Annotated in this window: 11 protein-coding genes; 7 read left to right on the top strand and 4 right to left on the bottom strand. The window is 72.1% G+C overall.

Annotated elements, in window-relative coordinates; genetic code table 11:
* Position 1: 1 nt before the first annotated feature.
* Positions 2 to 1,456 (bottom strand): gamma-glutamyltransferase, encoded by a 1,455-nt coding sequence (locus LH62_RS07840; protein WP_043360435.1) that lies wholly within the window; start codon positions 1,454 to 1,456, stop codon positions 2 to 4.
* Between the two features lie 163 nt (positions 1,457 to 1,619).
* Between LH62_RS07840 and LH62_RS07835 the strand changes: the two genes are divergently transcribed.
* The gene (locus LH62_RS07835; RefSeq protein WP_043360433.1) at positions 1,620 to 2,348 is read left to right on the top strand and encodes a DsbA family protein; all 729 of its coding nucleotides are present in this window, start codon (positions 1,620 to 1,622) and stop codon (positions 2,346 to 2,348) included.
* Positions 2,349 to 2,351: 3 nt separating this feature from the next.
* Positions 2,352 to 3,161: an MBL fold metallo-hydrolase gene (locus LH62_RS07830; protein ID WP_043360431.1), complete on the top strand. Its 810-nt coding sequence runs from the start codon at positions 2,352 to 2,354 to the stop codon at positions 3,159 to 3,161.
* Here the strand turns inward: LH62_RS07830 and LH62_RS07825 are convergent.
* Positions 3,125 to 4,681 carry a M81 family metallopeptidase gene (locus tag LH62_RS07825; protein ID WP_043360428.1) on the bottom strand — a complete coding sequence of 519 codons (1,557 nt, stop codon included), beginning with the start codon at positions 4,679 to 4,681 and terminating at the stop codon, positions 3,125 to 3,127. The genes LH62_RS07830 and LH62_RS07825 overlap by 37 nt on opposite strands.
* Positions 4,682 to 4,747: 66 nt before the next feature.
* Here LH62_RS07825 and argE point away from each other — a divergent pair, with 66 nt between their 5' ends.
* The gene (argE, locus tag LH62_RS07820) at positions 4,748 to 5,905 is read left to right on the top strand and encodes an acetylornithine deacetylase (RefSeq protein ID WP_236552504.1); all 1,158 of its coding nucleotides are present in this window, start codon (positions 4,748 to 4,750) and stop codon (positions 5,903 to 5,905) included.
* Between the two features lie 2 nt (positions 5,906 to 5,907).
* The gene (locus LH62_RS07815; protein ID WP_043360423.1) at positions 5,908 to 6,876 is read left to right on the top strand and encodes a succinylglutamate desuccinylase/aspartoacylase family protein; all 969 of its coding nucleotides are present in this window, start codon (positions 5,908 to 5,910) and stop codon (positions 6,874 to 6,876) included.
* 56 nt (positions 6,877 to 6,932) lie between these two features.
* Here LH62_RS07815 and LH62_RS07810 read toward each other — a convergent pair whose 3' ends face one another.
* A complete protein-coding gene (locus tag LH62_RS07810; RefSeq protein ID WP_043360420.1) occupies positions 6,933 to 7,706 on the bottom strand; it encodes a molybdopterin-binding protein in 774 nt (257 codons plus the stop codon).
* Between the two features lie 34 nt (positions 7,707 to 7,740).
* Positions 7,741 to 8,019: a hypothetical protein gene (locus LH62_RS30195; protein WP_144404418.1), complete on the bottom strand. Its 279-nt coding sequence runs from the start codon at positions 8,017 to 8,019 to the stop codon at positions 7,741 to 7,743.
* Positions 8,020 to 8,128: 109 nt separating this feature from the next.
* Between LH62_RS30195 and LH62_RS07800 the strand changes: the two genes are divergently transcribed.
* The 3 genes from LH62_RS07800 (at position 8,129) to LH62_RS07790 (ending at position 11,778) form a co-directional block, all read left to right on the top strand.
* Positions 8,129 to 9,415 carry a glycosyltransferase family 4 protein gene (locus tag LH62_RS07800; RefSeq protein ID WP_236552503.1) on the top strand — a complete coding sequence of 429 codons (1,287 nt, stop codon included), beginning with the start codon at positions 8,129 to 8,131 and terminating at the stop codon, positions 9,413 to 9,415.
* A gap of 173 nt (positions 9,416 to 9,588) precedes the next feature.
* Complete coding sequence (locus LH62_RS07795; protein WP_052213922.1) at positions 9,589 to 10,299, top strand: response regulator transcription factor; 711 nt, start codon at positions 9,589 to 9,591, stop codon at positions 10,297 to 10,299.
* A gap of 63 nt (positions 10,300 to 10,362) precedes the next feature.
* A complete protein-coding gene (locus LH62_RS07790) occupies positions 10,363 to 11,778 on the top strand; it encodes a mannose-1-phosphate guanylyltransferase/mannose-6-phosphate isomerase (protein WP_236552502.1) in 1,416 nt (471 codons plus the stop codon).
* Positions 11,779 to 12,116 lie beyond the last annotated feature (338 nt).

The raw sequence follows: 12,116 nt of genomic DNA, 5'->3' as shown, positions 1-12,116 counted from the left end.
GCTACTGGTCGATGGCGCCCAGCGCGACGCCGGCGCCGCGCGGGTCGGTGACGATGGAGCAGCGGTCCGGATAGCCCGGCAGGTAGTTCGGGCAGACCGCGAGCTGGGTCCGCGCCGGCTCCGGCGAGCCGCCCTCGATGGCGTCCCGCGGTGCGGCGGAGCGCAGCAGTTGCAGCGCCACGGGCCCGGCCACGCCGGCCGGCGCCGCCTCCTGCCCGGAGGCCGCGGCGGCAAGGCGGAAGCTCTTAATGTTCGGGTTGTAGGCCAGCGCCGCCGAGAGCAGCGGTGGCCGCACCTGGCCGATATTCGGTGCCGGCGCCATCAGGAAGCCGAAGCTCGGCGCCATCCGCCCGGTGCCGAAGAGGTTGTTCACGGTAAAGGCGCAGCTCACCGCATTGCCGCTGCGGTCGAAGACGACGAGGCCGGTGGAGGCGCCGACCGGCCCTGGCTCGGCCGCCGGCAGGCTGGCGGCGAGGATCGCGCGTGCATCGCCACCTCCCTGGCGCCAGGCGGCGGCGGCGGCGAAGCCGCGGCGGGCGGCATCGTTGAGGTTCGCCCCGCCCTGGAGCGCGGCGAAGGTGGCGGCGGCGGCCAGCCCGCCATCGGCGGGCGGGGGCAGGAAGGCGAGGCGGTCGCCGTTGCGGGCGGGCAACTCGATCGGGGCAACGAGGTTGGGCAGGCCGGCGCGCAACTCCTCCAGCGTGAGGTTGCCGCCGGCGGTGCGGGAGGCGACCTCCAGCCGCCGGGCAAGGGTCCCCTGGTGCAGGTCGCCGACGCCGGCGATCCGGAGCTGGCCGAGCGTGCCGGCGAGTTCCGGCTGGACCATCATCTCGCCAGCGCCCTTTGGCTGCCCGTCCGGCCGGGCGAAGATCGCCCGTGCGCCAGGGTCGGCGAAGAGCGGGCCGGAGACGGCGGCGAGGTCGGTGGCGAGGCCGCGGCTGACCTCCGTGCCGAAGCGGGCCAGCTGCTCGGCCGGGGCCATCAGCTCCTCGAAGGGGCGGCCCGGGTTGCGGGTGTAGAGGCCAAAAAGGCCGCGGGCGAGCAGCGGCACGGCGGCCGGCCGGTCGGCGCCGGCGGGGATGGCGGCGCGGCTGCCGGGGAGGAAGAGCACCGCCTCGGTCGCGCCCTTGGCCGGGTCGAAGGAGAGGCAGGCGCCGCCGCCGCCGAGCCCGGCGCGGGAGGGCAGGGTGACGGCGAGGGCGAAGCCGGCCGCGACCGCGGCATCCGTCGCCGTGCCGCCGGAGGCCAGCACGTTGCGGGCGACCAGCGCCGCCGCCGGGTCTTCCGTCGCCACGCCGCCGAGGAAGCCGCGGACGAAGCCGGGCGCGCCGGCCGGCGGGCCGCCGCCGAAGACGGGAGAAAGGAGGTTGTTCACCGTGCCGCAGCCGGGGAGGGCGAGGGCGGCGGCCAGCAGGACGAACCTGGCCCGCCTGAGGCCGCTGGCGCTGGTGGTCATGCTGTTGCCTGGTCCCCCTGTCGAGGCGGCGTGGGGCCAGGGCCTGCCCCCGCGCGCCGCGCCGATCCTGGGGCGGCCATAAACGCCTTCGTCATCAGCGGCAACCGGTGTTGATTCCGGGGCGCCGGGCTAGACTGGCGGCGATCCTCGGGAGACTGCCCGCTTGAAACGCATCCTCGTCGCCCTGGTGGCCCTCGGCCTGGTGGGCACCGCCGTGGCCCAGGGCTTCACGCCCGAGCAGCGGCGGGAGATCGTCACCATCCTGCGCGAGGCGCTGGTGCGGGACCCGACCATCCTCCGCGAGGCCATGGCCGCGGCGGACCAGGCGGAGCAGAGCGAGCGCGCGGGGGCGGTGCGTCAGGCCATCGCCAGCCAGGGCGAGGCGCTGTTCCGCGACCCGGCGGACCCAGTGAAGGGCAACCCGCAGGGCGCCGTCACCATCGTCGAGTTCTTCGACGCCCGCTGCGGCTATTGCAAGCAGATGCAGCCGGCGATGGAGCAGCTGCTGCGCCGCCAGCGCGACGTGCGGCTGGTGCTGAAGGACCTGCCGATCCTCGGCCCGAACAGCGTGCTGGCCAGCCGCGCGCTGATCGCGGCGCAGCGCCAAGGCAAGTATGCCGAGCTGCACGATGCGCTGATGAAGCTGCGCGAGGAGCCGGCCGAGCCGGTGCTGCGGCGCGAGGCGGAGCGGGCCGGGCTCGACTGGGCGCGGCTGCGGCGGGACATGGACGATGCCGGCATCCAGGCGCGGCTGAACGGCAATATCCGCCTTGCCCAGGCGCTGCGGATCGAGGGCACGCCGGCGCTGGTCATCGGCGAGGCGCTGGTGCCGGGCGCCGTCGACCTCGCCACGCTGGAGCGGATGGTGGCGGAGGCGCGGCGGGGGGGCTGAGCGGTGCCGCACTTCATCTGCCAGGCCTGCACCGTCCAGTTCGCCGAGAGCGCGGCGCCGCCCGCGCAATGCCCGATCTGCGAGGATGAGCGGCAATTCGTCCCGGCCCGCGGCCAGTCCTGGACGGTGCTGGAGGCGATCCGCGGTGGCCACAGCAATGCCTGGCGGCAGCTGGCGCCGGATCTGCTCGCCGTGCAGACGGTGCCGGCGCTTGGCATCGGCCAGCGGGCGCTGCTGGTGCGGACGCCGGGGGGCAACCTGCTCTGGGACTGCATCGCCCTGCTCGACGGGGCGACAGAGGCGATCATCCGGGGGCTCGGCGGGCTGGCGAGCATCGCCATCAGCCATCCGCACTACTACTCGACCATGGTGGACTGGGGCCGCGCCTTCGGCGTGCCGGTCTGGCTGCATGCCGATGACCGGCAGCATGTGATGCGGCCCAATCCCTGCCTCCGCTACTGGGAGGGGGATGCGCAGCCGGTGCTGCCGGGGGTGACGCTGCACCGGCTCGGCGGGCATTTCGCCGGAGGGACCATCGCCCATTGGTCGGCCGGGGAGGGCGCGCTGCTCTCGGGCGACATCCTGCAGGTGCTGCCGGACCGGCGGCACCTCGGCTTCATGCGGAGCTATCCCTGCCTGATCCCGCTGCCGCCGGCCGAGGTGCGGCGGATGGCGCACTATTGCGACCGGCTCGGCTTCGACGCGATCTACGGCGCCTTCCATGAGCGGGAGATCGTCACGGGCGCCAAGGCGGCGCTCGCCTGTTCGGCGGAGCGCTACTGCGCCTGGGTCGGCGGGATGGTCGAGCCGTAGCGGACCTCGGCATCGATCGGGAAGACCGGCCGGGGTAGGCGCCGCCAGGCGAAATTCGCCAGCACCGGGCTGGTGAGGCCGGGGACATCGACCTCGATGATTCGCGCGTCAGGGAAATGCTCGTCGAAGCCGGCGCGGAAATGGCCGCGGCTCTTCACCACAAGGCAGCGCAGCGTGGCGATGTCGATGCCGTGCATCTCCAGCATGCGCGGCTCGGCGAGCTGGCGGCGGAGCGAGCCGACGACGACACGCAGGCCGGAGCCGCCGAGCTCCAGCAGTGCCGAGGGGCCGAGGTCGAAGCGCCGGCCGGCCATGATGCCGCGGCGGCCGAGCCCCTGTCCGTCGCGCAGCGCCAGCACCCGGGCTGGGGCGGTGAAGCGGCGGCTGAACCCGCTTTCCACCCGGTTGAAGACGGCGTCGAAGGCGGCGCCCTCGCCCAGCGCATGCGCCTCGGCGGCCAGCGCCGGGTCGACCAACACGCCGGCGACGGCGCCCGTTGCGCCGGCCTCGTGCAGGGCCTGCAGGATGAAGGTGGTGCTGCCGCGGCCGCCGCCCCCCGGATTGTCGGCAACATCGGCGAGCAGCACGGGCGGCGCCCGGCCTTCGCCCGCCGCGACGGCCATCCGCACCGCCTCGTCGAGCGGGGTCAGGTCGCGGCGGTAGCGAAGGTGCTCGGCCCAGACCCGGTCGGCGAGGGCCTGCGCCGCGGCCTCGGCCGCCGCGGCATCGCCGTCGCGTGCGGTGACAGTCACCGTCATCCCGCACTTCGGCAGGTCGGAGAAGACGAAGCCGGCGGCGACCGAGGCATTGGCGATGCGCTGGTCCTCGCGCATCAGCGCCTCGGCGGCCTGGATCGCCTCGGCATAGGGGCCGGCGGCGGTCAGCAGGGTGACGGAAGGCGGGGTCAGCGGCAGGCGGCGGAAGGCCTTCGCCATGCGCGCGCCACCTAACATGTCATGCAGCAGGTCGGCGCAGTCGGCGGCGCGCTCGGCCATGTCGACATGCGGGTTGGTGCGGTAGACGACCAGCGCGTCGACGGCATCGACCAGACGTTCGCTCACATTGCAGTGAAGGTCATGGCTGCACACCACCGGTATGGCGGGACCGAGGATGCGGCGCACCAGGGCGGCGAGCGTGCCGTCGCTGTCCTCGTCGCCGGTGGCGGAGGAAGCGCCGTGGCTGGCGATGTAGACGCCGTCGAGCGGCAGGGCGGCGGCGAGGCCGCGGCCGGTCTCGTCGAGGAAGTCGAGCAGGACCGCCTGCTCGATGGGCCCGCCGGGCGGCGCAGCGGCGACGAGGATGGGCACCGGCTGCCAGGGGCCTGCTGCATCCATCCGCCCGTAGAAGCCGCCGATCTCGGCCGGCAGGTGGCTCGCCTCGGCACGGGCGAGACGCGTGATCTCGTCGCCGCGCACCAGGCATTGGCGGGCGAAATCCTCGAGCGTCGTGGGCGGGGCGAAGGCATTCGCCTCGAGATGCAGCCCGAGCACCGCGATGCGTGGTCCCCTGCCTTGATCCATGCCACAGCCCTCCCCGGATTGCCGGCTTCGCCACCCCGTATAGACTGCCGGATGGGAGACAATGAAATGATGCAGCTCGGCGAGGCACTGGGGCTGCTCGACCGGCTGGTGGCCTTCGACACCACCAGCCGCAACAGCAATCTCGATCTGATCCGCGATGTGGAGGCGTGGCTGGCGGCGCATGGCATCGCCAGCCGCGTCACGCTCGATGCGGAAGGCCGCAAGGCCAATCTCTACGCCATGGTCGGGCCGCGCGTGGCAGGCGGCGTGGCGCTCTCGGCGCATGTCGATTGCGTGCCGGTGGATGGGCAGGACTGGAAGGCCGACCCCTTCCGGTTGCGGCGCGAGGCCGGCCGGCTGATCGGCCGCGGCACCAGCGACATGAAGGGCTTCGCCGCCTGCGCCATCGCCATGATGCCGGAGTTCGCCGCGATGGACTTGCAGCGGCCCGTGCATCTCTGGCTGACGCATGACGAGGAAACCAATGCCGCCGGGGCCTGGCGTCTGGTCACGGAGCTGGAGCCCGACCCGCTGCCCGGCGTCTGCATCGTCGGCGAGCCGACGGGGATGGCGCCGGTGGTCGGGCACAAGGGCTATGCCAGCTGGGATGTCACCGTGACGGGCCTTTCCGGCCATTCCTCGCGTGCCACCGAGACGGCCAACGCACTCCATGCCGCCGCCGAGGGCGCCGCCTTCCTCGCCCGCCGGGCGCGGCTGTTAGCGAAGCTCGGGCGGCGGGCGGAGGGGTTCGAGCCGCCCTTCACCACGGTGCATGTCGGCACCTTCCGCGCCGGCAGCATCCTCAACATCGTGCCGGACCGTGCCGAGATGACCTTCGAGGTGCGCTCGGTGCCGGGCGACGATGCCGAGGCGGTGCTCGCCGAATTCCAGACCTTCATGGAGACCGAGGCGATGCCGCCGCTGCGCGCGGTGCACCCCGCGGCCGAGCTGCGGATCGCGCCGCGCTCCGTGCTGCCGCCGCTCGACCTCGCCGAGGATGCGCCGCTCACCCTGCTGGTGCAGCGGCTGACCGGGCGCAATGCCGCCGGCCGCGTCAGCTATGGGACGGAGGCAGGGGTTTACCAACGCGCCGGCATCCCCACCATCGTCTGCGGACCCGGGCACATTGCCCAGGCGCATCAGCCGGAGGAATGGGTGGCCGACAGCGAGATCGACTCCTGCCTTGGCTTCCTCGGGCGCCTGGCAGGCACGCTGGCGGGGTGAGCATGCCGCGCACTTCGCCTCCGGTTCAGGGCGGCTCCGGCCTGCTGCGCCTCGAGGTGCAGATCGCCGCGCCGGACCTGCGCCCCTTCCTCGGCGGCAATGCGCTGCCGGGGGTCTGGAGCTTCGCCGCCGAGGCGCCGGGGCCACATGTCGCCGTGGTCGCGCTGATGCATGGCAACGAGATTGCCGGCGCCGTGGTGCTCGACCGCTGGCTGCGCGCCGGGCTGCGGCCGGTGCGGGGGCGGCTGTCCCTCGTCTTCGCCAATGTCGATGCCTATGCCCGCTTCGACCCGGCGGACCCGACGGCCAGCCGCTTCCTCGACGAGGACATGAACCGGCTCTGGGACGAGGAGACGCTGGAGGGCGGCCGCCGCTCCACCGAGCTGCGCCGGGCGCGCGTGCTGCGGCCCTTCTTCGATGACGTGGACATCCTGTTCGACCTGCATTCGATGCTCTGGCCCTCGGACCCGCTGATGCTCGTCGGGCGGTCGGCGCGGGCGGCGGAGCTGGCGCTCGGCCTCGGCGTGCCGCCACTCGTCGTTTCCGACCAAGGCCATGCGAGCGGCAGGCGGCTGATCGACTATGGGCCGCTCAGCCGGCGCGCCGCGATCCTGGTCGAGGCCGGCTCGCACTGGGAGACGGCGACGATCGCCACGATGGAGGCCTCGGGCGCCGCGCTGCTCCGGGCGAGTGGCGTGGTGGCGCCGGAGCATCCAGTGCTGGCGCCGCCGGCCGCGCCGGCGAAGCCTCGCCTCGCCGAGGTGACGCGCACGGTTGCGGCGCGCACATCCGCCTTCGCCTTCGTCCAGGCCTTCCGTGGCGGCGAGGTGGTGAAGCGACGGAACACGCTCATCGCCCTCGACGGCGAGGCGGAGATCCGCTCGCCGCATGACGACTGCCTGCTGGTGATGCCGAGCCTCCGGACCATGCCGGGGCAGACGGCGGTGCGGTTGGCGCGGTTCGTGGGGTAATTCTCGGTTGCCCGTTCATGCCTCCGGCCGCGCCGACCTTCGGCGATCGAGCTTTGTCAGCCCTCCGGCGGCGGCTCGCCCTCGCGTGCCTCGCCGAATTGCGCCAGCAGGGCCAACATCGCGCGGGCCGCGGCCTCCACCGCCTCGGCCTCGGTGCCCTTGGCGACGAGCGCGACGCCGCCGCCCTTGCCGCGGTAGTAGGGATAGCTGCCGAGGTCGAGCGCCGGGTGCTGCTGCTGGATCGCCGTCAGCCCCGCCGCGATCTGGCCCTCATAGACGTAATCGGCATGGACGGTGTGGGAAAGGATCGGCCTGCCACGCTCGAGGGTGGGGGCCAGCGCATCGAACATCGAGCGCATGATACGCGGCACGCCGGCCATCACATGGACATTGCCCATGCTGAAGCCGGGTGCCGTCGTTTCCGCGCAGCGGATGGGCACCGCGCCGCGGGGCAGTGTCGCCATGCGCAGGCGGGCCTCGTTGAACTCGACCGGCGGGTCGCGCCGGGCGTAGTCGGCCGCCATGATGGCGCGCGTCTCCTCATGCACCTCCCAGGGCACGCCGAAGGCGCGGGCGATGCACTCGCTGGTGATGTCGTCATGCGTCGGGCCGATGCCGCCCGTGGTGAAGACATGGGTGAAGCGCGCCCGGCACTCGTTCACCGTGGCGATGATCGTCTCCGGCACGTCGGGGATGACGCGGGCCTCGCGCATCGGGATGCCGAGCTCGCCGAGGCGGGTCGCCAGGTGCTGCAGGTTGGCGTCGCGGGTCCGGCCCGAGAGGACCTCGTTGCCGATGATGAGCAGGCAGGCGGTGGGATTGTTGGTCATGGCGGCTCCGGACCCTGGCGTGGTTCCGGAGAGCTTAGCCCGCCCCGCCGCCTTCGCCGAGACGCAGCGTTACCGCCTGGCGCACCGCCGGGTGGCGGAGGCCGATGCGGCCCGGGGCGATGGCCTCCTGCCAGCCGCTCGCCCGCGCGTGGCGGATGAGGCGGGAGGGCAGGACGATGACCCCCGGCCTGGCGCGGCGGCTCGAGACCTCCACCTGGTCGGCCTCGAATTCCACGCGCCAGCCCTCGCGCTGGGCCAAGCGGAGGAGGGTGGAGAGGACGGACCAGTCGGTCCTGGGACGGGCGGCTTCCATGCACATGCGTAATGCCTGGCGATGCCGATTGTTGCCCTGGCCCGCGGATTTGTGCAGCAGGGCGGCGCGAGACGGCACGCAGCGTTTGCCCTGCCCCTGGCGATCGGGCATGAGCGGACCCCACGCCCCCGTGACCGCCGACAGGATCGACCGAAGCATGCGCGTGCTCTTCGTCCACCAGAATTTCCCGGCGCAGTACCGCCACGTCGCCCGCGCGCTGGCCCGGCGGCCCGGGATGCAGGTGATCGGCCTCGGGGAGAACGCCGCGGAGCCGCTGCCGGGTGTCCAGCACCTCCGCTACAAGGCCCCGCATGCCGGGGCCAAGGAGACGCACCGCTATGTCCGGCGCTTCGAGAACGCTGTCTATCGCGGCCAGCAGGCGGCGCGGGCGGCGATCACCTTGAAGGAGCGGGGCTTCACCCCGGACATCGTCTGCTGCCATCCCGGCTGGGGGGAGGGCCTCTTCCTCCGCGACGTCTGGCCGGAGACGAAGCTGCTCTACTACTGGGAGTTCTACTACCACTCGACCGGCGCCGATGTCGGCTTCGACCCGCCGGGGCAGGTCTCGATGGACGATGCCTGCCGGGTGCGCATCCTCAACGCCAATCACCTGGTCTCGCTCCAGGTGGCGGATTGGGGGCAGACGCCGACGCAATGGCAGGCCAGCCGCTTCCCCGACTGGGCCCGCGAGCGCATCTCGGTGGTGCATGAAGGGGTCGATACCCATGCCATCCGCCGGCGGAAGGGGGTGCGGATCACCCTGGCCGATGGCTGCACCCTCGCCGAGGGCGACGAGGTGGTGACCTTTGTCGCGCGCGGGCTCGAGCCCTACCGCGGCTTCCATGTCTTCATGCGGGCCCTGCCGGAAATCCTGGCACGGCGGCCGGCGGCGCAGGTGGTGCTGGTCGGCGGGGACGACCCGCATTACGGCAGCAAGCCGCGCGAGGGCGAGAGCTGGAAGGCGGTGCTGCTGGCCGAACTGGGCGACCGGCTGGACCTCTCACGGGTGCATTTCACTGGCAAGGTGCCGCATGAGACGCTGCTCGGCCTGCTCAGCCTCAGCATGGCCCATGTCTACCTGACCTACCCCTTCGTCCTGTCCTGGTCGATGCTGGAGAGCATGTCGCTCGGCTGCCTCGTCATCGGCTCCGCCACCGCCCCGGTGCAAGAGGTGATCGAGCATGGACGGAACGGGCTGCTGGTCGATTTCTTCTCGCCGGACCAGGTGGCGGAGACGGTGGTGCGGGCGCTCGAGGACCCGGCGGCCCACGCACCTCTGCGGGAGGCGGCGCGGCGCACCGCGGTGGAGCATTACGACCTCGACAGCGTCTGCCTGCCGCAGCACCTGGCGCTGATCGATGCCGTCGCCGCGGGTCGGCGGCCAACCTTGCCATAACTTCATTCACGAATCTGTGCTCAACCCCGGGTTCGGTAACAGTCCATTGAGGAAACTCGGAATACGATTTCAGGCGTGACAAGTCGTGCTGCGCTGCACACTATGGCGCTGCATCAATCACTGATTGACGGCCGAGGTCGCTGGCGGCTCCGGGAATGCCGTAGAGGATTGGCATGGAACAGCAGGGTCTCGGGATCATCGAAACGGACACCGGCTTTGGCCGCAAGCTGGCCAGTTTCTTCGATCAGCATGGCTTTCCGGTCGAATTGCACCAGGATCCGAAGCCGCTGCTGGCGCGCCTGCAGAACCGTCCGCCGAGCGTCATCCTCCTCGGGGAAGGGGACAAGCCGGCCACCGCGTTGCAGACCCTTCGGCGCATCCGCGAGATTTCCGTCATCCCCTGCATCATGCTCGCCCAGCGCGGCGACGACCTTAGCGAGATCGTGGTGCTGGAGGCCGGCGCCGACGACCTGGTGGACCGCGACCTGCCGCCCCGCGCCCTGCTGGCCCGTATCCGCGCCGTGCTGCGGCGGGGCGAGTGGGGCACCGTGCAGGCCGAACCGGTGATCGGCGTCGATGGCTGGCGGCTGATCCCCCAGCGGCGGCAGCTGCTGCGGCCGGACGGGTCGGAATGCGCCCTCACCACCGCCGAGTACGACCTGATGTGCCTGCTGGTCGAGCATCGCGGCAAGCCGATCAGCCGCGATGCCATCGCCCGCGCCGTCTTCCGCCGCCCCTTCCGCGCCGAGGACCGGACCGTTGACAATCTCGTGCTGCGACTGCGCCGCAAGCTCGGCCTGGCCCAGCAGGACTGCATCAAGACCGTGCGCGGCGCCGGCTACATGTTCGCAGGCTTCGTCGACTGCGGCCGCAGGGTCGCCTGATCTTCACCCTGTTTCCGGCCATCTTTCCGGTGTAGGCCGCCGTAAACACGACGGAGAAGCATTGTGGCGATCGTGCCGGTGATCTTGTCAGGCGGAACGGGGACGCGGCTCTGGCCGCTCTCGCGCGAGGGGTACCCGAAGCAATTCTGGCCGCTGCTCGGCAGCGAGACCATGCTCCAGCAGACGGCGGGCCGGGCCATGGGCGCGGAGTTCGCGCCGGCCGTCGTGGTCTGCAACGAGGCGCACCGCTTCCTCGTCGCCGAGCAGCTCCGCGAGGCGAAGGTCGAGGGCGCCCGCATCCTGCTGGAACCGGCCGGGCGAAACAGCGCCCCGGCCATTGCCGCCGCCGCGCTGCTGGTGGCCGAACAGTCGCCGGAGGACGTGATCTGGGTGAAGGCGGCGGATGCGGCCATCACCGATGTGCCGGCTCTGCACGCCGCCCTGGCCAGGGCCGTTGTCGCGGCGCAGGCCGGGCGCATCGTCACCTTCGGCATGCGGCCGACCGCGCCGGAGACCGGCTATGGCTACATCGAGCCGGGCGCCGAGCTGGCCGAGGCGCCGGGGGTCATGCGGCTCGAGCGCTTCATCGAGAAGCCGGACGCGGCCAAGGCGGCCGACCTGCTGGCCGATGGCCGGCACCTCTGGAACAGCGGCATGTTCGTCGCCACGGCCGCGACGCTGCTGGCCGAGCTGGAGCGCTTCGCTCCCGAGGTGGTCCGCAGCGTCACCGCCGCCATGGCCGAGGCGAAGCGGGATCTCGACTTCATCCGCCTCGGCGCCAAACCCTTCGGCGCGGCACCGGCCATCTCCATCGACTATGCGGTGATGGAGAAAACCTCGCTCGCCGCGGTGGTGCCGGCGGATATCGGCTGGTCCGACCTCGGCTCCTGGGCGGCGCTCTGGGAGGTCGGCGAGAAGGACGGGCGCGGCAATGTCGTCAGCGGTCCGGTCTCGCTGGTCGATGCCGAGGGCTGCCTGGTGCGGTCGGAGGGCATCCTCACCGGCGTGGTCGGGCTGAAGGATGTTGTCCTCGTCACCACGGACGATGCGGTGCTCGCCATGCCGCGGGACCGGGCGCAGGACGTGAAGCAGCTGGTCGACCAGCTTCGCCGCAGCGGGCAGAAGGAGGCGACGGAGCACCGCCGCGTCTACCGCCCCTGGGGCAACTATGAGGGGCTGATCCAGGGCGACCGCTTCCAGGTCAAGCGCATCCAGGTCCGGCCGGGGCAGAAGCTCTCCCTGCAGAAGCACTTCCACCGTGCCGAGCACTGGGTGGTGGTGCACGGCACCGCCATCGTCCACCGCGACGGCGAGAACATCCTGCTGCGCGAGAACGAGAGCATCTACCTGCCGCTCGGCTGCATCCATCGGATGGAGAATCCGGGGATGATCCCGCTCACCCTGATCGAGGTACAGGTCGGCTCCTATCTCGGCGAGGACGACATCGTCCGCCTCGAGGACACCTACGGGCGCAGCTGACCGAAGGGTAAGGGCGGCGCGGCCAGCTGTGGGAGGAGGGTGCGGAAGGCCGCCCCTCCCGCGGCAGGCACCAGGGAGATGTGGCCGCCCGCGCCCCGTTGGGAAGAACGGGTCGGAGGCCGGGCCGCATTCGCCGGCGGGTAGCCCGGCCCGTCATCGGCCATGGCCACCGGGCGCAAGGCTGCCCGCCGCCGGCCGTGGCCATGTCCGCAGCCATCCAGGGTGCCATCCCGTGCGGCCAGCCTCCCCATCCCTCCCACCGACGCAGGACCGCGGCCTGGCGCGAAGACTCCGGGCTCTGCCGCGTCGGCGGCGGCCGGGTGACGGAAAGGTCGTGC

This window comes from Belnapia sp. F-4-1 (assembly GCF_000802185.1).
GTDB lineage: Bacteria > Pseudomonadota > Alphaproteobacteria > Acetobacterales > Acetobacteraceae > Belnapia.
The sequence above is the reverse complement of the archived record's forward strand: the minus strand, read 5'-3'. Positions and strand labels throughout refer to the sequence as shown.